The organism is Blautia intestinihominis, assembly GCF_040096655.1.
Lineage (GTDB): Bacteria > Bacillota > Clostridia > Lachnospirales > Lachnospiraceae > Blautia_A > Blautia_A intestinihominis.
In genome coordinates this window covers 31,917-56,553 of sequence record NZ_JBBMEI010000011.1, presented here as the reverse complement: position 1 = coordinate 56,553, position 24,637 = coordinate 31,917, and the positions used below count along the sequence as shown (strand labels likewise).

At 44.9% G+C, this 24,637-nt stretch carries 19 protein-coding genes, 1 tRNA gene, 1 pseudogene and 1 other annotated feature; of the genes and pseudogenes, 20 read left to right on the top strand and 1 reads right to left on the bottom strand.

Features of this window, described 5'->3' with window-relative positions:
- Positions 1-18 precede the first annotated feature (18 nt).
- The 12 genes from WMO75_RS05370 to WMO75_RS05315 all read left to right on the top strand — a co-directional run bounded on the left by WMO75_RS05370 (position 19) and on the right by WMO75_RS05315 (position 12,964).
- Positions 19-744 (top strand): transglutaminase domain-containing protein, encoded by a 726-nt coding sequence (locus WMO75_RS05370; RefSeq protein WP_118252280.1) that lies wholly within the window; start codon positions 19-21, stop codon positions 742-744.
- Positions 745-765: 21 nt separating this feature from the next.
- Positions 766-1,566: a hypothetical protein gene (locus WMO75_RS05365; protein ID WP_303223027.1), complete on the top strand. Its 801-nt coding sequence runs from the start codon at positions 766-768 to the stop codon at positions 1,564-1,566.
- A gap of 72 nt (positions 1,567-1,638) precedes the next feature.
- On the top strand, positions 1,639-3,150 hold the full coding sequence (locus WMO75_RS05360; protein WP_118698261.1) for an MBOAT family O-acyltransferase: 1,512 nt from the start codon (positions 1,639-1,641) through the stop codon (positions 3,148-3,150).
- A complete protein-coding gene (locus tag WMO75_RS05355; protein ID WP_022213748.1) occupies positions 3,137-4,105 on the top strand; it encodes a hypothetical protein in 969 nt (322 codons plus the stop codon). The genes WMO75_RS05360 and WMO75_RS05355 overlap by 14 nt, the downstream gene beginning before the upstream one ends.
- A gap of 123 nt (positions 4,106-4,228) precedes the next feature.
- Positions 4,229-4,483: a binding site (T-box leader), on the top strand.
- Between the two features lie 62 nt (positions 4,484-4,545).
- Positions 4,546-6,201 (top strand): 2-isopropylmalate synthase, encoded by a 1,656-nt coding sequence (locus WMO75_RS05350; RefSeq protein ID WP_118698260.1) that lies wholly within the window; start codon positions 4,546-4,548, stop codon positions 6,199-6,201.
- 187 nt (positions 6,202-6,388) lie between these two features.
- A complete protein-coding gene (locus tag WMO75_RS05345) occupies positions 6,389-7,207 on the top strand; it encodes an FAD binding domain-containing protein (protein ID WP_118698259.1) in 819 nt (272 codons plus the stop codon).
- Positions 7,197-7,664: a (2Fe-2S)-binding protein gene (locus WMO75_RS05340; RefSeq protein WP_022213745.1), complete on the top strand. Its 468-nt coding sequence runs from the start codon at positions 7,197-7,199 to the stop codon at positions 7,662-7,664. Before WMO75_RS05345 ends, WMO75_RS05340 begins: the two co-directional genes overlap by 11 nt.
- 1 nt (position 7,665) lies before the next feature.
- A complete protein-coding gene (locus WMO75_RS05335; protein WP_118698258.1) occupies positions 7,666-9,960 on the top strand; it encodes a xanthine dehydrogenase family protein molybdopterin-binding subunit in 2,295 nt (764 codons plus the stop codon).
- A gap of 2 nt (positions 9,961-9,962) precedes the next feature.
- Entirely contained in the window at positions 9,963-10,994 is a 1,032-nt protein-coding gene (locus WMO75_RS05330; protein ID WP_303223030.1) for a DUF6077 domain-containing protein, read from the top strand.
- A 13-nt stretch (positions 10,995-11,007) separates the two neighbouring features.
- On the top strand, positions 11,008-11,814 hold the full coding sequence (locus WMO75_RS05325; RefSeq protein ID WP_022213742.1) for a hypothetical protein: 807 nt from the start codon (positions 11,008-11,010) through the stop codon (positions 11,812-11,814).
- A gap of 102 nt (positions 11,815-11,916) precedes the next feature.
- A tRNA-Arg gene (locus WMO75_RS05320) sits at positions 11,917-11,988 on the top strand.
- Positions 11,989-12,043: 55 nt separating this feature from the next.
- Entirely contained in the window at positions 12,044-12,964 is a 921-nt protein-coding gene (locus tag WMO75_RS05315; RefSeq protein ID WP_022213741.1) for an SH3 domain-containing protein, read from the top strand.
- Positions 12,965-13,061: 97 nt separating this feature from the next.
- On the opposite strand, the gene WMO75_RS05310 is transcribed toward WMO75_RS05315, so the two are convergent.
- Positions 13,062-14,270 carry a polysaccharide deacetylase family protein gene (locus tag WMO75_RS05310; protein WP_173906828.1) on the bottom strand — a complete coding sequence of 403 codons (1,209 nt, stop codon included), beginning with the start codon at positions 14,268-14,270 and terminating at the stop codon, positions 13,062-13,064.
- A 187-nt stretch (positions 14,271-14,457) separates the two neighbouring features.
- On the opposite strand from WMO75_RS05310, the pseudogene WMO75_RS05305 reads away from it, so the two are divergent.
- From WMO75_RS05305 to WMO75_RS05270, 8 genes and pseudogenes are all read left to right on the top strand, one after another.
- Positions 14,458-15,132 (top strand): annotated as a pseudogene (locus WMO75_RS05305) (pseudouridine synthase); the annotation flags it as partial.
- A 91-nt stretch (positions 15,133-15,223) separates the two neighbouring features.
- Positions 15,224-17,182 carry an NAD-dependent DNA ligase LigA gene (gene ligA / locus WMO75_RS05300; protein ID WP_118698256.1) on the top strand — a complete coding sequence of 653 codons (1,959 nt, stop codon included), beginning with the start codon at positions 15,224-15,226 and terminating at the stop codon, positions 17,180-17,182.
- 35 nt (positions 17,183-17,217) lie between these two features.
- Complete coding sequence (metA, locus tag WMO75_RS05295) at positions 17,218-18,159, top strand: homoserine O-acetyltransferase MetA (RefSeq protein WP_022213738.1); 942 nt, start codon at positions 17,218-17,220, stop codon at positions 18,157-18,159.
- Between the two features lie 29 nt (positions 18,160-18,188).
- Positions 18,189-19,691, top strand: coding sequence for a Na+/H+ antiporter NhaC family protein (locus WMO75_RS05290; RefSeq protein WP_173906826.1), 1,503 nt, complete (start codon positions 18,189-18,191; stop codon positions 19,689-19,691).
- A gap of 30 nt (positions 19,692-19,721) precedes the next feature.
- On the top strand, positions 19,722-20,330 hold the full coding sequence (locus WMO75_RS05285) for a C39 family peptidase (RefSeq protein WP_118252270.1): 609 nt from the start codon (positions 19,722-19,724) through the stop codon (positions 20,328-20,330).
- 87 nt (positions 20,331-20,417) lie between these two features.
- Positions 20,418-21,017, top strand: coding sequence for a zinc dependent phospholipase C family protein (locus WMO75_RS05280; protein WP_227221891.1), 600 nt, complete (start codon positions 20,418-20,420; stop codon positions 21,015-21,017).
- 175 nt (positions 21,018-21,192) lie between these two features.
- Positions 21,193-23,223, top strand: coding sequence for an NlpC/P60 family protein (locus WMO75_RS05275; RefSeq protein WP_303223032.1), 2,031 nt, complete (start codon positions 21,193-21,195; stop codon positions 23,221-23,223).
- A gap of 152 nt (positions 23,224-23,375) precedes the next feature.
- Positions 23,376-24,629, top strand: coding sequence for a transglutaminase domain-containing protein (locus tag WMO75_RS05270; RefSeq protein WP_243875190.1), 1,254 nt, complete (start codon positions 23,376-23,378; stop codon positions 24,627-24,629).
- Positions 24,630-24,637 lie beyond the last annotated feature (8 nt).

Genomic DNA, 24,637 nt, shown 5'->3' with positions numbered 1-24,637 from the left:
GAAGAGGGAGAATCTAGCATGAAGAAAAAATTAACAGCACTCGTTTTAAGTCTTGTGATCGCAGCAATGCCGGCAGCAGCTCCGGTTATGAATGTACAGACCGTGTCAGCGGCAACAACCAAAGCAGCTGTTCTGAAAAATACATGGAGCAAAGATCATAAATATTATTATGACAAAAACGGCAAAAAAGTAAAAGGAATCCGTAAGATCGGCAAATATACCTATATCTTTGATTCCAAATATACACTTGTGAAAAACAAGAAATATTACAAATACAACGCAAGTACTTACTACAGGATCGATACTCGGGGACGTGCAACCAAACTGTCTCAGGTAGAGACACTGGCAGCAATCCGTCTTCAGAAATGTGGCGGTAACTTAAGAAAAGCGTTTAACTGGTCAGCATCTCTTCGCTACAATGGAAACTACAAAGTGGCAAAGAAAAACCAGACATATTATGGAATTTATGGTTTCCGTACAGGAAGTGGTGACTGCTATGTGATGGCAAGTACATTTTACTGGATGGCAAAGGTTGCGGGATATAATGCACATTATGTAACTGGTTACGTAAACAAAGGTAAAGGCAACGGACCTCATGCATGGGTTGAAATTAAGGTCAAAAACAACACTTATGTATATGATCCAAACTTCCAGAAGGAATACGGACCGAAAGGTTACACAGGATATGCAGTCAAATACGGACAGAAAGGTACTTTGAAGTATATCAAGAAAAAAGTCTACTAAAAAGAGAGGCAGGACAGGTAAATGAAGAAAAAAATCGTAACAATTTTAATGACAGCGGCAATTGGAACCAGTCTGTTAGCAGGCCAGGCTGTTATGGCAGCAGACACAGAAACAGCGACAGAAGCCAAAGCAGATGATACCGGGGATTCCAAAGAAACAGAAGAAGAAAAAACAATCGGTAAAAAACCGGAAACAGATAAAGACGCAGAGGGTGTTTTCAGCCTGAAATTCAAGAACCTTACAGGTAAGGTGATTACAGAAGTGACTGTCAAGAATGAGAAAGATGAGAAATATCCGGATAATTTCCTCGAAAAAGATGACAAGTTTGCAGCAGATGAAGAAAGAACACTCTGGTTTGACCCGAATGCAGACACAGAAGATGCAGCAGAGACAGCAGATGACAAGGACACAGAAGAAGCATCTGAAACATCTGAGCCGGAAGTTCAGAAATATGATATGCAGATTACATTCGAAGATGGAACAACTGCAACACTTCATACACTTCCGTTTGGCGATACAGAGGAAGCGGAACTTCATCTTGAAGGAGAAGTTGCTTATATTGTATTTGACAGCAAGGATCTGAAGAAATCTGTCAATACAAAGGAAACAGAGCAGGCACTGGCACCGAAACCGACAGAAGCACCGGCACAGCAGACATCCTCACAGACAGAGGATTACAGCTATGATGACAGTTATGATGATTACAGCTACGATGACTACAGTTATGATGATTCCGGAGATTCTGACGGCGGAAGCGATGATTCCGGAGATTCTGACGGCGGAAGCGATGATGGATGTCTGGACAATGCAATTTTGAATTAATCAGTCAGGCAGGGGCACTGCATTAAGTAATTAGTGCAGTGCCTTATTCTGGCTTATGCAGGAGAAAATATCATGTCATTAGTATCAAATCTTTTTTTATTGTTTGTAGCGGCAGGAGTTATTGTATATTATCTTGTGCCTGCAAAGTGGCAATGGCTGGTGCTGTTGGCTTTCAGTTATATTTATTACATAGCGGGAGGCATCAGATATGTTGGCTTTCTGCTGTTTTCCACGTTTGTAACCTGGCTGACTGCGCTTGCCATAGAAAAAATGGAAACAGCAGGGAAACACAAAACCGCAAGGAAATTTGTGATCCTTGGGCTGGTACTTAATTTTGGAATGCTTGGTCTTGTGAAATACACAAACTTTGCAATAGAGAATCTGAATGCCCTGTTTCATATGAATCTGAGGGGAATGCAGATTCTGCTTCCACTGGGCATTTCCTTTTATACCTTTCAGTCTTCGGGATATATTCTGGATGTATACTGGAAACGATGCAAGGCAGAACATCATCCCTTGAAATATGCGCTGTTTGTATCCTTCTTCCCGCAGATCCTTCAGGGACCGATCGGAAGATACAGCAGACTGGCACATCAGCTTTATGAGCCTCATAAATTTGAGAGCGCGAATATTACAAGAGGTCTTGAGAGAATTCTCTGGGGCTTTTTCAAAAAAATGATCCTGGCAGATTGGTCAGCGGTTTTTGTAGATGCAATTTTTGATAATCCGAATCAGTATGGCGGCTTGGCAATCTTTGGAGTCCTGTTTTATACGATACAGCTGTATGCGGATTTTTCCGGTGGAATGGATGTTGTAATTGGTATTGCTTCCATGTTTGGAATTGAACTGGATGAGAACTTTACCCGTCCGTTTTTTGCAACGTCTATTACAGACTTCTGGCATCGCTGGCATATCACCCTTGGTACATGGATGAAGGACTATGTTTTTTATCCGGTGACGCTTTCTGGATGGATGAAAAAATTTGGAAGATGGGCAAAAAAAGTCTTTGGAAAGAAAACAGGTCGTACTTTACCGATCTGTCTGTCAAATCTGATTGTATTTTTTGTAGTTGGTGTGTGGCATGGTGCAGCATGGAAATATATCGTATATGGTATGTATAACGGTATTATCATTGCATTCAGCGGCCTTATGGCAGGAAACTACAAGAACTGGAAGAAAAAGCTCAATATTACGGGCAAAGAGAACTGGTATTATGTGTTTATGATCATCAGGACTTTTGTTCTGGTAAACATCAGCTGGTTCTTTGACCGTGCAGATACCGTTGGACAGGCACTTCATATGATGAGACTGGCGGTGACCAGATTTGCGCCGGCAGAACTGCTTCTGATTCCGGCAGGCAAGGAGGGAACAGCATTTACACCTTATGCATTGCTGATTCTTGCAGTTGGATGCATGATTCTGTTTATTGTCAGCGTTCTTCAGGAACGTGGTATCAGAATCAGGGAGACGCTGTCCAGATGTAGTTTACCGGTCACAGTGGCAATTTATTTTTGCCTGCTGTTATCCATTGGTTTCTTCGGATCAACAGCGGCAGTAAGGGGATTTATCTATGCACAGTTTTAAAAAATTTTCAAAAGCAGTTCTCGTCATTGCAGTCTGCACAGCAATACTGATACTGCTGGATACAGCACTTTATCCCTGCACTTTTATGAGAAACGATGTACATACAGTTGTAACACAGCAGTTTGATGACATTATTCTGGGAACTTCTCATGGTAAAATGGATATTGATCCGGAGTCCATGGAGGAAGTGAACGGACGTACAGGACATAATCTCTGCGTAGGTGGTGAATATGGGATTGATGCATATTATCTTACAAAGCTGATCACAGAGAAGCAGAAACCGAAACGAATCATTTATGAAGTGGATCCGGGATATTTTGTTACCGAAAAAGAAGAAGGAAACAACTATCTGCTGTTTTATCATGAATTTCCAGTCACAAAAGCGAAGGCAGAGTACTTCTGGAATTCTATTGTGAAATGTAATTTCCGAACAGTTTTGTTTCCGTGGTATGAATATTCACTTAGCTATGAAGTTCCAAAGATCAAAGAGACTTTCACACAGAAATTGAAAAAAGATTACAGCATCGAAGGGTTAAAGAGTGATTCTCAGGAATATCATGAGAGTGGATTTATCGAAAGGTATCCGGTGGATGTAAAGAAAATAAAGAAAACAGAGCCAAAACTGTTTGAACAGGATAAAGTCAGCAGCCAGAATATGGAATACCTCCAGAAGCTGATTTCATTCTGTAAAGAAAATGACATTGAGTTTGTGGCAGTAACCACACCGGTTCCAATTGCGGCATTGAAGGATTACAGTGATAATTATAATGCGGCGTGGAAGTATTTCGGTAAATTTTTTGAAGAGCAGGATGTAGAATATCTGAACTTTAACACACAGTACTTCAAGGTATTTACACATGACATGAAGGCATACACAGATTATGATGGTCACATGAATGGTGACGCGGCAAGACAGTATTCCAGAATCCTGGCAGAACTTCTGGATAAAAAATAATATTTACGTACCGGATTTCAAATAAGGAATCCGGTATATTGTTTTAAAGGGAACTTTTGAAATTCACCCTTGACAAGAATGAAATGTCATGTTAGTCTTACTACATCAGAAAAAGCAAAATGATGAAATGCAATGATAAGGAATAGTACATGCAAACCGGAGCGCAGAGAGCTGTCGGCTGGTGTAAGGCAGCAGAAGGAATCCATGGAACTCGCCTTTGAGCATCTGTCCGAAATCCGATAAGGAGAGTAGACACAGACGGTATCCACCGTTATATGGAGAGGATATAAGGATCCAATGATCCCGTATCCCTTGAGTGTATGAAACCGTTCATAAATAAGAGTGGTACCGCGAAAGTTACTGTCTTTCGTCTCTTACAATAGTGTAGAGATGAGAGATTTTTTTTTGCACAGAATTTTTTACAAGATGGAGGAAAGATCATGGAAAACGTAACAAAATATCAGAGACAGTATTTTATGCCGCCAGTGAGATGCATGAAATGGGCAGAGAAAGAATATGTAGACAAAGCTCCAATCTGGTGCAGCGTTGACCTTCGTGATGGAAACCAGGCCCTGGTCATCCCGATGAGCCTGGAGCAGAAGATCGAATTCTTCAAACTGCTCGTAGAGATCGGTTTCAAAGAGATCGAAGTTGGCTTCCCGGCAGCATCTGAGACAGAATACACCTTTATCCGTACTCTGATCGAACAGAACCTGATCCCGGATGACGTAACCATCCAGGTACTGACTCAGGCGAGAGAGCATATCATCCGCAAAACTTTCGAGGCTGTCAAGGGCGCACCGAAAGCGATCGTTCACGTATATAACTCTACTTCCGTAGCACAGCGCGAGCAGGTATTCAAGAAATCCAAAGAAGAGATCCTGAAGATCGCTGTAGACGGAGCAAAACTCCTCAAAGAACTGGCTGACCAGACAGAAGGAAATTTCCAGTTTGAATACAGCCCGGAGAGCTTTACAGGAACAGAACCGGAATACGCGCTGGAAGTCTGCAACGCAGTTCTGGATGTATGGAAACCGACCGCAGACAACAAAGCGATCATCAACCTGCCTGTTACCGTACAGCATTCCATGCCTCATGTATATGCAAGCCAGATCGAATACATGTGCGAAAACATGAAATACCGTGAAAACGTTATCGTTTCCCTTCATCCACACAATGACCGTGGCTGCGGTGTCGCAGATTCTGAGATGGGTCTGCTGGCAGGCGCTGACAGAATCGAGGGAACCTTATTCGGAAATGGAGAGCGTACCGGAAACGTGGATATCGTTACTGTTGCAATGAACATGTTCTCCCAGGGCGTAGATCCGAAGCTTGACTTTTCCGATATGCCGCATGTATGCGAAGTATACGAAGAGTGCACAGGCATGAAAGTTGACGAGAGAAGCCCGTACAGCGGTGCACTTGTATTCGCAGCTTTCTCCGGATCCCATCAGGATGCGATCGCTAAAGGAATGCACTGGAGAGAGGAAAAAGACCCGAGCCGCTGGACAGTTCCATATCTGCCGATCGACCCGACCGATGTTGGAAGAAACTACGATGCAGATGTTATCCGTATCAACAGCCAGTCCGGAAAGGGCGGCGTAGGCTATATCCTGGAGACCAAGTACGGTCTGAATCTGCCGCCTAAGATGCGTGAAGCTATGGGTTATGCAGCCAAAGCCGTATCTGACCACAGCCACAAAGAACTTCATTCGGATGAGATCTTTAACCTGTTCAAATCCACTTTCGAAAATGCGGTCAGCCCATACAGCATCAGCGAAGTACATTTCCAGCAGAAAGACGGTGGAATCGTTACTCAGGTAACTTCCAGCTTCAATGGAAAGACAGTTACAACAGAGGCAACCGGAAATGGTCGTCTGGATGCAGTCAGCAATGCACTGAAGAAAGCTTACGAACTGAAATTTACACTGGTTACCTACCAGGAGCATGCGCTTGAGAAGAGCACCAGTTCCAAAGCGATTGCTTACGTAGGAATCCAGAAACCAGACGGAACTCTCTCCTGGGGAGCCGGCGTTGACCCGGATATCATCCGTGCATCCATCGATGCACTTGTAACTGCGATCAACAACCGCTAAATGAAAATCAATCATCTCTTTCTTTTCCGCAGTTCTCCGCAAAACTGCGGATCAGAAAGGGATTTTTTTATGCATGTTTCACAGAAAAATCGATCCCTCTGGAAATTTCGGAATTTTTCTGCTAAAATTAAATAATGTATGCCTTTATACCTTTAAAATTGGATGAAAGAAAGGAATCGATGCACAGATGCTAAAGATTAAAAGCTATGTGAAAGTAAACAGCATTGAGGAAGCATATGAGCTGAATCAGAAAAAAACAGCGATCGTGCTTGGCGGAATGGTATGGCTTAAGATGGGAAATCGAAATATTTCCACAGCCATTGATCTTTCCGGACTTGGACTTGCTGGCATTCAGGAAACGGATGAGGAATTCGTGATCGGATGCATGACGACTTTGAGAGAACTTGAGACTGATAAGAGACTGAATGAATATACGCAGGGGGCTGTGAGAGAAAGTGTCCGGCACATTGTTGGCGTGCAGTTCCGAAACTGTGCGACTGTCGGCGGCAGTATCTGGGGACGATACGGTTTCTCGGATGTACTGACCATGTTCCTGGGGATGGATACCTGGGTAGAACTTCACAATGCAGGAAAAATTCCGCTGACAGAGTTTGTGGATCGGAAGAAAGATAACGATATCCTTGTAAATATTATTGTAAAGAAGCAGCCTCTCCGCGTCTGTTATATGAGCCAGAGAAATACAAAGACAGACTTTCCGGTACTGACCTGCTGTGTTTCTCTGATCGGAAACGAAGCGAGGACAGTGATCGGTGCAAGGCCTGCCCGTGCCATGGTCGTAGAGGATCAGGAAGACATCCTTGGAAATTTTGATCAGAAGAGTGAAGAAGCAAAGAAAGAAGTAATTCAGAAATTTGCAGACTATGCAGCAGAACATGTTCCGACTAGCGGAAACATGAGAGGATCCAAAGAATACAGAACCCTTCTTGTAAAAGTTCTTACGAGAAGAGCCTGGGAAGTAGTAGGGGGAATGAAGGATGAATATTAAATTCTGGCTGAATGGAATACAGCGTCAGGAAGAAGTCGATCCGGGAATGCTCCTGATCGATTTTCTGAGGGAAAAAGGCTGTTACAGTGTCAAGAGAGGCTGTGAGACAGCAAACTGTGGTCTCTGTACGGTGTTGATGGATGAGAAACCGATCCTTTCCTGTTCCATGCTCGCTGTAAGGATCGATGGAAAGAAGATCGTGACACTGGAAGGACTTCAGAAAGAAGCAGAGGAGTTTGGAACTTTTCTTGCAAATGAAGGTGCAGAACAATGCGGCTTCTGCAATCCGGGATTTATCATGAATGTGATCGCGATGCTCCGTGAACTCGAGGAACCGGATGAAGAGCAGATCAAGGAATACCTTGCAGGAAATCTGTGCAGATGTTCCGGTTTTGTCTCCCAGACCGCAAGTATCCTGAAATACCTTAATTATAAGAAAACACAGGAGGAAGCATAAAATGAAATATGTAAATCAACCTGTCCAGAAAACAGATGCCATGGCACTGGTAACAGGAAAGCCTGTGTACACGGACGACCTGGCACCGAAAGATTCCCTGATCGTCAAAGTCCTGCGAAGCCCTCATGCCAATGCATGGGTCGACACGATCAAGACGGATACAGCAAAGAAAGTTCCTGGCATCGTCTGTGTTTTTACCTATGAAGATGTTCCGCAGAAGCGTTTTACACTTGCAGGACAGACTGCACCGGAGATGAGCCCGGATGACAGACTGATCCTTGACCGTCATGTGCGTTTTGTCGGAGATGCAGTTGCGATCGTTGCAGGTGAGACAGAGGCGGCTGTTGATCTGGCACTTAAGCGGATCAAGGTCAAATATCAGGTGGAAACACCGGTCTTCGACATCCATACTGCAAAAGATAATCCGATCCTGGTGCACCCGGAGGAGGACTGGAAACTCAAGATCCCGCTTGGCGGCGATAATAAGAGAAACTTATGTGCTACAGCAAGGGAAGAACATGGTGATGTAGATAAAGTCTTAAGTGAATGTGCATATACGGTAGAACACACTTATCACACCAGGGCAAACCAGCAGGCTATGATGGAAACTTTCCGCACAGCATGTTATATGGACCATTTTGGACGTCTGATCGTACTTTCTTCTACACAGATTCCTTTCCATATCAGAAGAATCGTAGGCCGTGCACTGGATATTCCGGCATCCAAAGTTCGTGTCATCAAACCAAGGATCGGCGGTGGCTTTGGCGCAAAGCAGACTTCTGTCAGTGAGATCTACCCGGCATTTGTAACCTGGAAGACAGGCCGTCCGTCCAAGATGATCTATTCCAGATATGAATCGATGATCTGCTCCACACCGCGTCACGAGATGGAGATCACTGTCCGTGCAGGTGCAGATGAGAACGGTATCATCCGTGCACTGGATGTCTATACACTGTCAAATACCGGTGCGTATGGAGAACACAGTTCTACAACCGTAGGATTAAGTGGTCACAAATCCATTGGACTTTACCGACATACCGAAGCATATCGTTTTTGCTTTGATGTCGTTTATACGAATGTGCAGGCAGCAGGAGCTTACCGTGGATATGGAGCAACGCAGGGTATTTTTGCGGTTGAATCTGCGGTCAATGAACTGGCACACAAGATGGGAATGGATCCGGCCAGGATGAAAGAATTGAACATGCCGGTAGAGGGCGGTCCGCTTCCGGGATATCCAGATGTCCCATATGCACAGAGCTGTGCAATGGATCGCTGTATGGCAAGAGCAAAGGAAATGATGAACTGGGATTCCAGATCACTCTCTCAGGATATGGGCAATGGCAAAGTACGCGGTCTGGGTGTTGCGATGGCAATGCAGGGTTCTTCTATTGCAGGTGTTGATGTCGGCGGTGCAGACATCAAGCTGAATGAAGATGGTTCCTACACTCTGGCACTTGGCTGTACAGACATGGGAACCGGATGCGATACTGTCATGGCACAGATTGCTGCAGACTGTCTGGAGACTCCGATGGAAAATATCGTAGTATTCAGTGTAGATACTGATATTTCTCCATATGACTCAGGTTCCTATGCATCTGCAACAACCTATACAACCGGTATGGCAGTCGTAAAAGCCTGCCAGGAGCTCCGCAAAAAAATCTGTGAACTCGGAGCAGAAATGCTGCAGACAGAGCAGGAGAACGTTGATTTTGACGGCTCTTATGTATTCTGTATCGAGGATGAGAATAAAAAAGTTTCTCTCGAGGAAATTGGGCTTAAGAGTACTTTCTTTAACAATATAGAACTGCAGGTAGTGAAACAGCATTCCTCACCGCTGTCCCCTCCGCCGTTCATGGTCGGAATGGTCGAGGTCGAAGTAGACAAAGAAACAGGAAATATAGATGTTCTTGATTATGTTGCTGTTGTTGACTGTGGAACACCGATCAACCCGAATCTTGCCCGGGTGCAGACCGAGGGCGGTATCGCACAGGGAATCGGAATGGCACTGTTTGAGGATGTACAGTATACAGATAAGGGAAAGATCCGCAACAATTCCTTCATGCAGTACAAGATCCCGAGCAGAATGGATATCGGTAAGATCCGTGTTGATTTTGAGAGCAGTTACGAGGAGAGTGGCCCATTCGGAGCGAAATCCATTGGAGAGCTTGTCATTGATACCCCGTGTCCGGCACTCGCAGAAGCAATCTATAATGCAACAGGAGTCCGTGTACGTGAACTTCCGATCACTCCGGAGAAGATCGCGATGGGGATCCTTGAAAAAGAGATGGAGAAATAAATATGGAAATGGCAATGAAGGGAATCCTGGCTGTTTTCTGGCTTATCCTTGTACCGGTTGCAGTGGGAAGACTGCCGTTTGTCAAAAGACGGCAGCCCCTTCTGACTGAACGTTTCGTGAGCGGTTATCTGATCCTTTTTTCGATCATGGAGGTTCTGACCCTTCCAATGACGTTTCTGAAAATGCCGCTGCATGTGCTGGTGATTTCCTATGGAACTATCGCACTGATCCTGGCTCTGACAGGTGTTTTTGTGACGGTGAAGGCGAAAGATACTATTCGTCTGTCCGGTATTTTTGACAGAGAAAAAATCTATTTCTGGATCGCACTGATCCTGATTCTGGCACAGATGGCAATGTGTGTTCTACTGGCACATATGGATGCAGATGATGCTTTTTATGTGGCTCAGGCGACCTCTGGTGTACAGACGGATACGATCTTTGAAATTATCCCATATACAGGACAGAAGTATTATGGTATTGCAAGCAGATATATACTTTCTCCGTTCCCTGTATTTCTTGCGGTGGTAAGCCAGCTCAGTGCGGGACTTCATCCAGCGATCATGGCGCATATGATTTTCCCGGCAGTTTTTCTTCCGGTAGTTTACAGTGTTCAATATCTTCTTGGAAAGAAATGGTTTCCCGGTGATAAAAGAGCGCAGGGAATGTATTTGTTCCTGACAGCATGTATCTGTAGCTTTTCAGCATATTCTGTATATAATTCAGGAAGCTTTCAGATGATTCGTATCTGGCAGGGCAAGGCACTGCTGGCATCTGCTTTTCTGCCGCTTCTGCTTTATATCTGCCAGTCTGTGCTCATGGAGAAAAAACCGGAATATCCCTGGGTTCTTCTTGCAATGGCAGATTTAAGCTGCTGCCTTCTGTCATCTATGGGAATCATTCTGGGGACAATGATGCTTGGAGTTTTTCTACTGCTTTGCCTGGTGATTCGCAGGGACTGGAGAACTTTTTTGAAGGGAATCATCTGCTGCATTCCTTCTCTGGTGCTCGGAGTTTTTTACATTTTGATTGTGTGAAGGATAAAAGAATATGATGAAAGAAATGATTAAAAAATCTTTGGGATTCTGGAATAATTACTGGGGGAGCAGCATTTTTCCATATCTTCTGGTAATTGCACTTCTTTATCTGCTGATTTTTAAACACAAAAAGAAAACGACCCGGTATGTACTGGCATATGTTTTTCTGATGCTTTTTCTGTTCTTTTTTCCATATACGGCAAAAATCATACAGAAATGTATAGGAGAGAATGTTTACTGGAGAGTTTTGTGGCTCGTACCATCAACATCGGTGATCGCACTGGCATTGACAGAGTTTATCCGTGGAAGGAAAAGCTTCCTGCAGCCGGTTCTTCTGGTTCTTTTTGCAGGAATGATCGCCTGGGGCGGCAAAGAGTTTTATACAGAGGGCTACTATCATAAGGTAAATAATTATCAGCAGGTTCCGGACGTAGTTGCAGGAATCTGTGAACTTGCGAAGCAGGATGCAGATGGAAAGAAATTCCTGCTGGTGGCAGATGAGTATGTCAGTTCGTATATTCGTGTTTACGATCCATCGGTTTATCTTCCGTTTGGAAGAAGAGGATCCGGCGGTGCGGTAGGGGCGAGGAGACAGTTGTACTTCGAAATCAATGCACCTGCATTTAATTACGCAAATATTGCAAAATATGCTGAATGGGTTAAATGCAACTATCTTGTGGTAAAAATTCCAAATGAACAGCAGAAAGAGGAACTGGAAGCCTGTCGCTATCAGGAGCTTGGAGTAGTCGGAGAATACAGTGTTTATCGGCTTGGAAATTCAGTAGAAGAATACAGAAGTCCTTTGCTTGGAGAATCGTAACTACAATTTTATGCAATTGTGTATATAAAATAAAAAACTTTACTTTTCAAGTAAGATGTGATAATATATCATGTGTTAAGAGTATTGCGTCTTAACACATTTGCACCTGTAGCTCAGTGGATAGAGCAGTGGTTTCCGGTACCATGTGCGGGGGTTCGATTCCCTTCAGGTGTGCTGCACTGGGTAATGGGTCTGCCTCGGTGCGTTGTAATTTAAGGAGGACAAGAACTTGGATAATTTCAGAGAATGGTTATCGGATAACCTTCGCTATTTTATGCTTGGCGGAGCAATTCTGATAATCGTAGCTGTATTGTTCTTTGGCGTTCGTGCCTGTATTGGAAGTGGGAAGGGTACTTCTAAGAAAGAACAGAATACAGTGGAGGACAACAGCCAGGGAAATGATCCTTCTTCTCCGGAAGATGATGGGGAGACAAACGACGGGAAGAAAGAAGAAGACACGAATCCCTTGGAAGAAGGCAGTGATGAGATCACCGCACTTATGAAGAGCTATTATCAGGCTTTAGGGGAAAGAGATATTACCACACTGAGAACACTGGTCAGCAATCTGACGCCTTCTGATGAGTCGCGAATTACAAATGCCAAAGATTATATAGAAGGATATCAGGTTGACCATGTATATGCGAAGAAGGGCATGGACGAGAATTCCTATGTAGTATATACACGTGGAAGTTTTATTTGTAAGGGGATAGATACATCTGCGCCTTCATTATGGAGTTCTTATATAGTCAGAGACAGTGACGGCAGTTATAAGATTCTGGGCGATCTGGAACAGAATAAAGAAGTTTCCGATTACATGGACTCACTGAAATCCGATGAGGATGTTAAGAAACTTACAGCAGAAGTTCAGGCAGATTATGAGAAGGCACAGCAGGATGACACAGCACTTGCTGCATTTTTGAATGGACTGGGAGAAGAGGTGGATTCCACCACATCACAGACATCGGATGGTACGACAATGACTGTTGCAGAGGGGTGCAATGTGAGATCTGCTGCCAACAGCGATGAGGATAATATCATCGGTGGTCTGGATGAAGGAGATCAGGTACAGGTTCTCGGTCAGGAAGGTGACTGGATTCAAATTGAATATGACGGGCAGACTGGATATGTATACAGTGGATTGCTTCAGTAACGTAAGGCAAAGGCACAGATTTTCTGTGCCTTTTGTTATGTCCGGGTTTATGGGCCAAAAAAGAATCTGCGTTTTGGTGTATACGCAGATTTCTTTTTTATTGACCGGTAAAATCACCGTATGCGATGCCGGTGGTAAGTTCTGTGCCTTTGATTTTGGCAAGTTCGTGAATCGTGACTAACTGGTAGCCTTCCTCGATTAATTTCGGGATAAAAATCTCAGCAGCATCTACAGAAGTACTGAAGATGTCGTGCATCAGAATAATTGAACCATCCTGAACCTGAGACATGACAGCCTCTGTGATCTGACTGGCATCCTGCGTTTCCCAGTCCAGTGTGTCGATCGACCAGAGAATCATAGGGGTGCCAACGGTTGATCGTACAGAATCATTGATGTTTCCATATGGAGGACGAAGTACCGTGGCACCGTGTCCGACCAGATTGACGAGATCTTCATCTACACCTGCAATTTCGGCAGACATATCTTCCGGGGCAAGTGTTGTGAGATCTACATGGGAATAAGTATGGTTTCCGAGTTCACAGCCCAGAGATTCCATGCGTTTAACTTCATCAGGAAAACTGTCGATTTCTTTGCCGACCATAAAAAAGGTAGCTTTGGAATTGTTTGCTTCCAGACAGTCAAGCAGTCTGTTCGTAAAAGAACTTGGACCGTCGTCAAAGGTCAGAGCCACATATTTATCGGCTGTTTTTTCAGACGATTTATTTTTGGACTTTGAGGCTTTTGCTTTGGCAGTGGGTGTTGTCGTGGCCTTTTTTGTCTTTGCTTTGTAGCCTTTCAGTGAACCGTCATCAAGAAGTTCATAGCTTTTTCCGTCGACAGTGACAACACCAGTCTGCATGATACCGTCCAGATCCATATAGTAACGTTTGCCGTCTGCATCTACCCATCCGGTTTGCATAATACCATCTTTGTTGAAATAGTATGTTTTGCCGTCTGTGTCTGTGAGCCATCCGGTATAGGCTTTGCTGTCTACCATAAAGAGCCAGTCGCTTCCACTGGAAGTCCAGACTCCGGAAGCTGCCCCATCAGAAATTTTGCGTTCAGATGAAGATGGCTTCTCTGTAGGAGAAGGTGTGGCAGTTTCGGAAGGTGAAACGGATTTCTGGTCAGAATCAGGCTCGTTCTGTTCCTGGCTGTCAGATACAGAAGCAACTGACTGAGAAGGTTTCTCGCTGAGAACAGAAAAATCAGCATTTGACTGTCTGAGCGTGACACCAAGAACGAGACAGATAGCGATGGCAATGAGCAGCAGAAACGGATTTGTATGTTTTTTGCGGCTTGGCATGCCGTTTCCTCCTAACATTTATGAAAATAATACCGGGTCTGTCTGAGAAGACAAAAGCCCGGACTTCTATACATGATACAATAATCGACACAAAAATACAAGAGTCCGTCAAAATTAAGGCTGGAATTAAAAGGAAAACCTGAAACTCTTTGTTGCGGTCAAAAAGAAAAAATTATATAATAGAACAATGGATAAAAAAATCAAAACAGAAAATACAGAAACGATCAGAATAAATAAATACTTAAGCAACGCAGGCGTATGTTCCAGGCGGGATGCCGATCAGCTTACCGATGCGGGGAGAGTTACGCTGGATGGCGTTGTGATAAAAACAGGAGAGAGGATAACGGCAGATGCAGAAGTCTGCCTGGACGGACACCCGATCACGAGAGAGGATAAAAAAGTCCTTCTGCTGTTTTATAAGCCGAGAGGAATTGTCTGCAGCACCAAGAAACAGCGAAATGAGACGACGGTGACGGAGTACCTTAACTATCCGCTGCGTGTCTATCCGGTCGGACGGCTGGATAAGGATTCGGAAGGGCTGCTGCTTCTGACGAATCAGGGCGATCTTGTGAATCGGATCATGCGTGCAGGGAATTATCATGAGAAAGAATATCTTGTGACAGTAAATAAGGAGATTACGGAGGATTTCCTTAAGGGCATGCGGGGTGGCGTTCCGATCCTTGACACGGTGACGAGACCCTGCACGGTAAAGAAAACCGGATGGAGAAGTTTTCAGATCATTCTGACGCAGGGGCTGAACCGTCAGATACGCAGGATGTGCGAATATTTTGGATATCAGGTGCAGACACTTAAGCGAGTCCGGATCATGAACCTGACCCTTGATGGGCTGGATCCGGGAGAATACCGTGAGATCCGAAAGGAACAATGGAAGGAATTAGAAAAACGGATCCGAAATTCATCAAGTGAAACGATCAAAGAGACAGGAGGACATCATGGAAACAGCAGCCGTAAACCAAATGAAAGAACTGGTAAAAAAACTGAACGAAGCGGCAAAGGCCTATTATCAGGAAGACCGGGAGATCATGAGCAACAGAGAATACGACGCTCTGTACGATCAGCTGGAGCAAATGGAAGCAGAAACAGGCATCGTTCTGGCAGACAGTCCGACTGTTAATGTAGGATATGAGGCAGTAGATGCACTGCCAAAGGAAACACACGAATCTCCGATGCTCTCTCTCGACAAGACCAAAGAGCGAGAGACACTCAGAGCTTTTATAGGAACCAATCCGACACTGCTTTCCTGGAAAATGGATGGACTGACCATTGTCCTTACCTATGAGAACGGGGAACTTCAGAAGGCGGTCACCAGAGGAAACGGGATCGTCGGAGAGGTCATTACTAATAATGCAAGGACATTCAAGAATATCCCGCTTAAGATCGCCTATCAGGGAAGGCTTGTGCTGAGGGGCGAGGCAATCATCACCTATTCCGATTTTGAGAGGATCAATGAAACGATCGAAGATGTCGATGCCAAATACAAAAATCCGCGAAATCTCTGTAGCGGATCGGTCAGACAGCTGAACAATCAGATCACCGCGGAGCGAAATGTAAGGTTTTATGCGTTTGCGCTGGTATCTGCACAGGATGTGGATATGCATAATTCCAGGGCATATCAGATGGAATGGCTGAAATCTCAGGGCTTTGAGGTGGTGGAATACCGTATGGTGACAGGCGAAAGCCTGGACGAAGCGATGGATTATTTTTCTCATGCGATCGAGAATAATGATTTTCCATCCGATGGACTTGTTGCGCTTTATGATGACATTGCATATGGAGATTCACTTGGAAGTACTGCGAAATTCCCGCGAAATGCGTTTGCTTTCAAATGGGCAGATGAGATCCGCGAAACGACGCTTCGTGAGATTGAGTGGAGCCCGTCGAGAACAGGACTGATCAATCCGATCGCAGTTTTTGATCCGGTGGAACTGGAGGGGACGACCGTCAGCCGTGCAAGTGTCCACAATGTCAGCATTGTGAAGGAATTACAGCTTGGGATCGGCGATACGATCCAGGTCTACAAGGCAAATATGATCATTCCGCAGATCGCAGAGAACCTGACCAGGAGCAGTAATCTGGAAATCCCGCATATCTGTCCGGTCTGCGGTGAGGAAGCCAGGGTCATTCAGGAAAATGAAGTAGAATCTCTCTACTGCATGAACCCGGACTGTGTTGCGAAGAAGATCAAGGCATTCACACTCTTTGTAAGCAGAGATGCCATGAATATAGACGGATTGTCTGAAGCTACACTGGAGAAATTCATCGCCAAAGGTTTTATCCATGATTTCGGAGATATTTTTGAGATCGCGAAGCATCGCGAAGAGATCGTGACAATGGAAGGATTTGGAGAGAAATCTTATGACAATCTTATAGCAAGCATTGACAAAGCAAAGGAGACAACACTTGCGAAGGTGATCTACAGTCTTGGAATCTCTAACATCGGACTTTCCAATGCGAGAGTGATCTGCCGGCATTTTGATGATGATCTGGACAAGATCCGGACAGCCGAGGAAGAGGAGATCAGTGCGATCGATGGAATCGGCCCGGTGATCGCAAAGAGCCTCACGAAATATTTCAAAGATCCGGAAAACAACCGCAAGCTGGATCATCTGCTTGGATATCTTCATATTAATAAAGAAGAAGTTTCTGAGAACCAGACACTGGCAGGAATGAATTTTGTTATCACAGGAAGCCTGGAGCATTTCAGCAACCGCGGCGAAGCCAAGAAGCTGATCGAATCCTTGGGCGGCAAGGTGACAGGTACCGTTACAGGCAAGACAAATTACCTGATCAACAACGATACCACATCCAATTCATCCAAAAACAAAAAAGCCAGGGAACTTGGGATTCCAATTTTGTCTGAGGAAGACTTTATCAAAATGACAGAACAATAATATATAGAAAGAAGCACATAAAGGAGGAACGGAAAATGCCTATTAAAATACAGGGGGATTTACCGGTAAAAGAAATTCTGGAAAGAGAAAATATATTCGTTATGGACGAGGGAAGGGCTGTGCATCAGGACATTCGTCCGATCCAGATCCTGATCCTGAACCTGATGCCACTCAAGGAGGAGACAGAGCTTCAGCTTTTGCGTTCTCTCTCCAACACACCGCTGCAGGTGGATGTGACTTTTATGGCAGTGGAGAGCCATGAGGCAAGAAACACTTCGATCAGTCATCTGAATAAATTCTATGAGACTTTTTCTGATCTCAAAGACAGACGTTTTGACGGAATGATCATTACAGGAGCTCCGGTCGAGCAGATGGAATTTGAAGAAGTAGACTACTGGAACGAACTCCAGGAGATCATGGACTGGACTTCTGACCACGTGACCTCTACGATCTTTCTGTGCTGGGCTGCACAGGCGAGTCTTTATCATTTCTATGGACTTAAGAAACGCCAGCTTGACCACAAGATGTTCGGTCTGTTCTGGCACAAAGTCCTGAACCGCAAGATCCCGCTGGTAAGAGGGTTTGACGATATGTTCCTTGCACCACATTCCAGACATACAGAGGTCCCGATCGAGGACATCCGTGCCTGCAAGGACATCACGATCCTGGCAGAATCTGAGGAAGCTGGACTTTTCCTGGCAATGGCAGAAGGTGGAAGGAAGATCTTTGTGATGGGACATCCGGAATATGACCGTGTCACACTGGACGGCGAGTACAAGCGTGACATGAGCAAGGGACTCCCGATCGAAATCCCGGAGAATTATTATCGCGAAAACGATCCGGCAAACAAACCGCTGCTTATGTGGAGAGCACATGCAAACAATCTGTATACAAACTGGCTGAATTATTACGTATACCAGAGTACACCGTTTGATCTGTACGGAACACCTGATTTCGACAGTATTAAAGGGCATTGATAAATTAAAAAATAAGAGGGGGAAACGAAATGGATGGATCAATGTTTATCGGAACCTGGTGGTCACTGGTTCCACCGCTGCTGGCGATCGCGCTGGCGCTGATCACGAAGGAGGTTTACAGCTCACTGTTTATCGGTGTGGCAATGGGAGCACTGCTTTATACGGGCTTTCATCCGTGGAATGCGTTTGTAGCATTGTTTGACATCATGAAGAGCAGTATGAATCTGAATATTCTGATCTTTGACGTTCTGCTTGGAATGATCATTGTACTGATGGCGAAGTCAGGAGGGTCAGCGGCGTATGGACGCTGGGCGGGCAGTAAGATCAAGAATAAAAAGAGCGCAATGTTTGCAACAACAGGACTTGGTATCCTGATCTTTGTGGATGACTATTTTAACTGTCTGACCGTAGGCTCTGTTATGCGTCCGGTCACAGACAAGTACAGAGTATCACGTGCGAAACTTGCTTACATAATCGACGCGACTGCAGCACCGGTTTGTATTATCGCACCGATCTCAAGCTGGGCGGCAGCAGTCAACTCTTATGTGCCGGCAGATGCAGGGATCACAGGATTCCAGCTTTTTCTCTGGACGATCCCGTATAACCTGTATGCACTTCTTACCCTGGTCATGGTATTTTATATGATCGGTACCGGATTTGATTTCGGACTTATGAAGAAACATGAACAGAATGCGGCAAGAGGAGATCTTTTTACTTCCGGCGGAGAAGAATTTGATCAGGTCAAGGAAGAAGAGATTTCTTCCAACGGTCATGTCATCGATCTGATCCTTCCGGTCCTGGTACTGATCGGAACTGCGATCGGTGCGATGATCTATACAGGATTCCTTGGCGGAGCGACAGATATCGTCACTGCTTTTTCCGGCTGTGATGCAGAGACCAGTCTGATCTTTGCAACGATGATCACCGTATTATTTATGCTCGTGCTGTATCTTCCGCGAAAAGTTGTCACATTCAAGGGGTTTATGGACAGCTTTGTAGAAGGATTCAAGATGATGATCCCGGCGATCGCGATCCTGATCTTTGCATGGTCACTGAAAGGAATGGGCGATGCACTTGAGATCGGAACTTTTGTCAAGACGATCGTAGGCACCAATGCATCTGCAAGTGTGATCCTTCCGGCAATCCTGTTCCTGGTGGCGATCTTCCTTTCTTTCTCAACAGGAACAAGCTGGGGGACGTTTGCAATCCTGGTTCCGATCGCGATCGCGATGTTTCCGAGTGCGGACAATATGCAGATGATGATCATTGCAGTATCCGCGGTTCTTTCCGGAGCTGTCTGCGGAGACCATGTTTCGCCGATCTCTGACACAACGGTTATGTCCTCAGCAGGTGCACAGAGTAATCATATCAATCATGTAACGACACAGATGCAGTACGCGGCTGTAGTTGCAGTGGTATCCGCAGTGGGCTTCCTGCTTGCAGGCTTTGTCCATGTATGGTGGATCGTCCTGGGAGTCAGCCTTATCCTGCTGCTTGCGGTCCTTACTGTGCTCCGCAAAGTTGCAAAGTAGATGATATCTGACAGGAAAGAGACAGGAGATATGACGAAGATCAAAGTACCTTATATCGACCAGAGCGGCAGATATCCGACAGGATGCGAGAGCGTCACTGCTGTCATGCTTCTCCGTTATCTTGGGTGTGATATTACGGTAGATGGTTTTATCCGGAACTGCCTCAGGTGCAGGGCGATGGAGCAGAGAGAGGACGGACTTTATGGACCGGATCCGAACGAATTTTTCTGTGGAAGTCCTTATGATGATGAGGCTTTTGGATGCTATGCACCGGCGCTTAAGGGAGCACTTGAGCGGGCGGCAGGAGATACTTTTGCATTTGTCAATGAGACAGGAACTTCCATAGAAGAGTTGTGCAGAAAGTACATTGACCGCGGGATGCCGGTAGTTTTCTGGGCCTGCATCAATATGCGAAAGGAGATCCCGGGGCCGGAGTGGAAACTTCTGGATTCCGGTGAGCGGTTTGAATGGACTTCCAATGAGCATTGTATGCTTCTGGTGGGATATGATGAGAATGGCTACTGGTTCAACGATCCATATGATCATAATGGCGTGATCTTTTACGAAAAGGAACTGACAGAGCAGCGTCATGCGGCACAGCACAGTATGGCGATCGGTGCTTCGAAGAAAAAAATTTAAAATTCACAAAATCTCTATTTTCAAATGGCCGGATATCTGTTATAGTAGATGTTGGTTACAGCAAACAATTTATTTGCACAGAAAGAAGTGTTTATTTTGCGAAAGAAATCACACATACTGTTAGCAAGATATCTGGCAGACCAGATGCCTGCTAATGAGAGCTTACAGTCACATAGAAAAGCATTTTGTCTCGGAAATATTCTTCCGGACATCCAGCCATCCTTTGTAACCAAGAGACATGAATATTTTGGTACCTTTGACGAGGTACAGGGAAAGATCAGCCGTCTGGTAGAGAACGGTCTGGTAGAATACAATGACCGTGTGTTCTGGAGAAGAGCAGGCGAGATCATGCATTACATTGCAGACTATTTTACATTTCCGCATAACAAGACATTTGACGGATCTCTGCGTCAGCACAATACGTATGAGAAGCATCTGAAGAATGAACTCAAGGTCTTTGTTGAGAGTGGAAGAGCAGATATTTATGCGGAGAAGAATCTTCGCTTTGATACACTGAACCAGCTTCTTGATTATATCAGAGAGCGTCACAACGTTTACCTTGACCGCAAGCGTTCGATCGAGGAGGATATCCATTATATCTTAAGTGTATGCTTTCAGGTATTCCAGGGATTGTTCCAGCTTTGCCTCCGTGTAGTAGCATCAGGTGTACCGGCAGTAAATATCTGAAAATATGAAAAAAATATGAAATTTACCCAAATCCGCCGGAGTGTTACACTCCGGCGGTTGATTTTGAAAAAACAGTATGCTAAAATAAGCACAGTTATTATGTAAGTTAGAAGATTTTAACATATTCCTTTCAGGAAATGGGAATATGGTCACAGAAGGGAGTTTTTTTGGCAGAATGAAGAATAAATATCTGACAAAGTATTTATGCATCTCGATGATTTCAGCAATGGTTTTGTCCAGCCCGATGTCTATTCTAGCTGCGGATGAAGGAATAGAGGCTTCAAGCGATTTTGGAGACGGCAGTGATCTGAGTGATGGTTCCGGGGAGGAGACACCGGCACCAGAACCAACAACAGCGCCAGATCCGGAACCAACAGTCGCACCGGAACCAACAACGGCACCAGAGCCAACGACAGCACCGGAACCGACAACAGCGCCAGAACCAACGACGGCACCGGAACCGACAACAGCACCGGATCCAACAGCAACTGTGACACCGGTTCCAACTACAGCGCCTACGTCAACACCAACGCCGACTCCGACAACAGATAATTCAGCAGTGACTGCGCTGATCAGTCAGATCAATGCCCTGGCAGGGGAGACACTTACTTTGAATCATGCATCCAGAGTAGAGGCACTTCGGACAGCTTACAATAATCTGTCAGATGAACAGAAAGCAATGGTTACCAACTATCAGACTCTGGTAAAACTTGAGGCAAAGATTGCAGAACTTAAGAAGAAACAGAACAGCAGCAACAGCAATACTACTGATATTTCAGATGGAACGAAAACGACAGATGTGACAGGTAAGACCGGTACACCGGTTTATTATGTGTCAAACCTTCATGCAGGAAAGGACTTCTATCTGGACAGCCTGAAGGAGAATTATCAGCTCAGCTTTTCTGATGATTTTTCATCTGTAATGGACGAAATTGAGAAAGAATATAAAGAAAAGAACAAACTGACAGATGCCAGTGACAGCAGAACGGATGGAATGACTACATCTGCGGATTCTCTGCTCGTGCGAAACTGGCAGGATATTCTGGCGATTTATGTGTATGAGCAGAGCCAGAAAGGTACCAAGGAATTTAAACTGGATTCTTCCAGCAAGGATGAGCTTGCTGAGATTTTTGCAAAGATGAATCCGGTAGTTCGTGACAAAGAAAATATCACCCATGTTTCCTATGGAAACTATCATATTAATACGTACATCAAGCAGAATAATATTGCACAGGACAAGAGAACTGTTCTCAAGAAATACACAGAAACAGACTGTAAGCTCCTTTGTGCGATCGTTACAGATGCCAAAGGATTTGTACGTCAGAGTGTTGGAGATGATGTTTCGGAAGAACGTGTCAATGTCATTACAGCGGCATATTCTCTGGTAGGTGAGGTCGGCTATTTCTGGGGCGGCAAGTCTACTACGATCGGCAAGGATCCGAGCTGGGGAAATGCAGAGAAGGTTTCAGCAGCCGGAAGCCCGAGCACAGGAACGACCAGAGCCTATGGTCTGGACTGCAGCGGCTTTGTTACCTGGGCAGTCATCAATGGATATGACAGCACAGATATGGAAGGCAGTGTTGGAGATGGAACTTCTGATCAGTGGGAAAAGGCAAATGTAGTCAGCGAGCAGGATGCGCAGCCTGGCGACCTGGTGTTCCAGAATGGTCCGGAATCAGGAAGCAATAATCATGTGGGTATCATCTGTGGTAAGACAGATGCGGGCGACTGGATCGCAGTACATTGTTCTTCCAGCAAGAACGGGGTTACAGTAGGAGAGGCATACGGTGCAAGTTTCCGTTACATCCGTCAGCCATCTTTCTATCCGACACAGGAAGAACTTGCCCAGATGGTAAGTGATGGAACGACTGCAAGTAATGCAGAGGCACTGGATACTGCCGCAGATGTAACAGAAACATCGGATGGTGATTTCACAGCCAATACAGAAACAAAAGCAGACACTAAGAAAGCAGAAGAATCCAGCGAAGATACATCAGGAATTGATATCAGTTTTGAGGATGATGTGGAAGCAGGAACAGAGGATGCCGGGCTTTCTGACGGAATCACTTCAGGAAGTACAACAGTAGAAGTGACAGGTACACTTAAAGAAATTCTCGAAAAGGGAATGACAGTTTCTTCCGGCAGTGCCGCAATTTATCCACAGCAGCCGGATAACAGTGATATTCAAGTGGAATTCGAAGATTAATACCTGAGAAAAGCCCGTGAAGATCGGTATATGATTTTCGCGGGTTTTTTGACATCGGGATTTGTCGGTTGTTCGTGAATATCCGTAATACAGACCCTTTTTTCGGTATGCTATAATAAAAAGAAACTATCAGGAAGACAGAGGAGTGGGAAATGAGAAAGCACAGGTTGCCTCAGAAAGTATGCCTGTTTGTGATTTTGCTTGCCGTTCTGGGATGGGGACTGAATACACGGATCCACAGATCTGGAGAGACAGGCAGTGATACAGAACAACAGTCTGTGATCATGGATGTGGCGAGGGGGATTTTTGACAGAGAACCTTCAGAGGTACAGGATTTACGAGAACAAAGTATAGCAGAGACGGACGAGGGTGGATATCAGGAGTATTATTTTAATCTTCTCGGGGATGATGAAAGAAGAATCTACCGGGAAATGTTAGATGGAATTGAGAAAAGAGAGAATAATTTTTATCTGACAACTTCAGAAGAAACGAAGATCAACAAGGTTTATCATGCACTTCTTAAGGACCATCCGGAATTGTTCTGGGTACATAACCGGCAGGAAGTATATACAACTTCCTATCAGGGGAAAGATTACTGTGAATTTGCCCCGGGCTATACTTACACAGATCAGGAAGTCGAAGAAATTCAGCAGGCAATGCAGAATGCCTGTCAGGAAGTTCGAAGTCTGATTCCAGAAGGAGCAGATACTTACGAGAAAGTCAGGACAGTTTACGCTTATCTTATTGATCATGCAGAATATGCATCTTCTGAGGATGATCAGAATATTGCGGGGATTTTCTGGAAAGGGCAGGCAGTCTGCGCCGGTTATGCAAGGGCTGTACAATACCTCCTGGAACAGCTTGATATCCCCTGCATTTATGTCGAAGGGGATACCAGGGACAGTGATGAGGGACATGCATGGGATATTGTTCAGATAGAAGGGCAGTATTATTATGTGGATGCAACCAATGGAGATCAGCCGCAGTTTCTGGAGGGAGATGCTGTTCAGTTCGCAGAACACAAAACAATTATTTATGACTATCTCTGTCCGTTTCCTCAGGAGTATGAGCTGGTTTATACAGCTTCGGATGAATTTCCTGTACCGGAATGTACGGCAACAGATAAGAATTTCTATATGTTAAATGGAGCATGCTTTGACAGTTACGATTACCAGTCGCTATATGAATTTTGCTGTATGCGTCTGGATAACGGGGCTGCGGTAGTTCGTTTTAAGTTCAGAAATCAGGAAGATTTTGACGAAGTTTATCAGCAGTGGATTCAGAGCGACGGAGATGAATATATTCAGGATGTGGCACGATATTATATGGGACTGTATGGGCTTAGTACAGTAGAGTATCATTATGGAGTTCTGGATAATCTCAAAACAATGTATTTTATGTTTTAGGAGGAGCG

What these genes read in the sequence shown, in the direction of transcription:
- WMO75_RS05370 (WP_118252280.1), top strand. Translation starts at nt 19, where the DNA reads ATGAAGAAAAAATTAACAGCACTCGTTTTAAGTCTTGTGATCGCAGCA.
- WMO75_RS05365 (WP_303223027.1), top strand. Translation starts at nt 766, where the DNA reads ATGAAGAAAAAAATCGTAACAATTTTAATGACAGCGGCAATTGGAACC.
- WMO75_RS05360 (WP_118698261.1), top strand. Translation starts at nt 1,639, where the DNA reads ATGTCATTAGTATCAAATCTTTTTTTATTGTTTGTAGCGGCAGGAGTT.
- WMO75_RS05355 (WP_022213748.1), top strand. Translation starts at nt 3,137, where the DNA reads ATGCACAGTTTTAAAAAATTTTCAAAAGCAGTTCTCGTCATTGCAGTC.
- WMO75_RS05350 (WP_118698260.1), top strand. Translation starts at nt 4,546, where the DNA reads ATGGAAAACGTAACAAAATATCAGAGACAGTATTTTATGCCGCCAGTG.
- WMO75_RS05345 (WP_118698259.1), top strand. Translation starts at nt 6,389, where the DNA reads ATGCTAAAGATTAAAAGCTATGTGAAAGTAAACAGCATTGAGGAAGCA.
- WMO75_RS05340 (WP_022213745.1), top strand. Translation starts at nt 7,197, where the DNA reads ATGAATATTAAATTCTGGCTGAATGGAATACAGCGTCAGGAAGAAGTC.
- WMO75_RS05335 (WP_118698258.1), top strand. Translation starts at nt 7,666, where the DNA reads ATGAAATATGTAAATCAACCTGTCCAGAAAACAGATGCCATGGCACTG.
- WMO75_RS05330 (WP_303223030.1), top strand. Translation starts at nt 9,963, where the DNA reads ATGGAAATGGCAATGAAGGGAATCCTGGCTGTTTTCTGGCTTATCCTT.
- WMO75_RS05325 (WP_022213742.1), top strand. Translation starts at nt 11,008, where the DNA reads ATGATGAAAGAAATGATTAAAAAATCTTTGGGATTCTGGAATAATTAC.
- WMO75_RS05310 (WP_173906828.1), bottom strand. Translation starts at nt 14,270, where the DNA reads ATGCCAAGCCGCAAAAAACATACAAATCCGTTTCTGCTGCTCATTGCC.
- ligA (WP_118698256.1), top strand. Translation starts at nt 15,224, where the DNA reads ATGGAAACAGCAGCCGTAAACCAAATGAAAGAACTGGTAAAAAAACTG.
- metA (WP_022213738.1), top strand. Translation starts at nt 17,218, where the DNA reads ATGCCTATTAAAATACAGGGGGATTTACCGGTAAAAGAAATTCTGGAA.
- WMO75_RS05290 (WP_173906826.1), top strand. Translation starts at nt 18,189, where the DNA reads ATGGATGGATCAATGTTTATCGGAACCTGGTGGTCACTGGTTCCACCG.
- WMO75_RS05285 (WP_118252270.1), top strand. Translation starts at nt 19,722, where the DNA reads ATGACGAAGATCAAAGTACCTTATATCGACCAGAGCGGCAGATATCCG.
- WMO75_RS05275 (WP_303223032.1), top strand. Translation starts at nt 21,193, where the DNA reads ATGAAGAATAAATATCTGACAAAGTATTTATGCATCTCGATGATTTCA.
- WMO75_RS05270 (WP_243875190.1), top strand. Translation starts at nt 23,376, where the DNA reads ATGAGAAAGCACAGGTTGCCTCAGAAAGTATGCCTGTTTGTGATTTTG.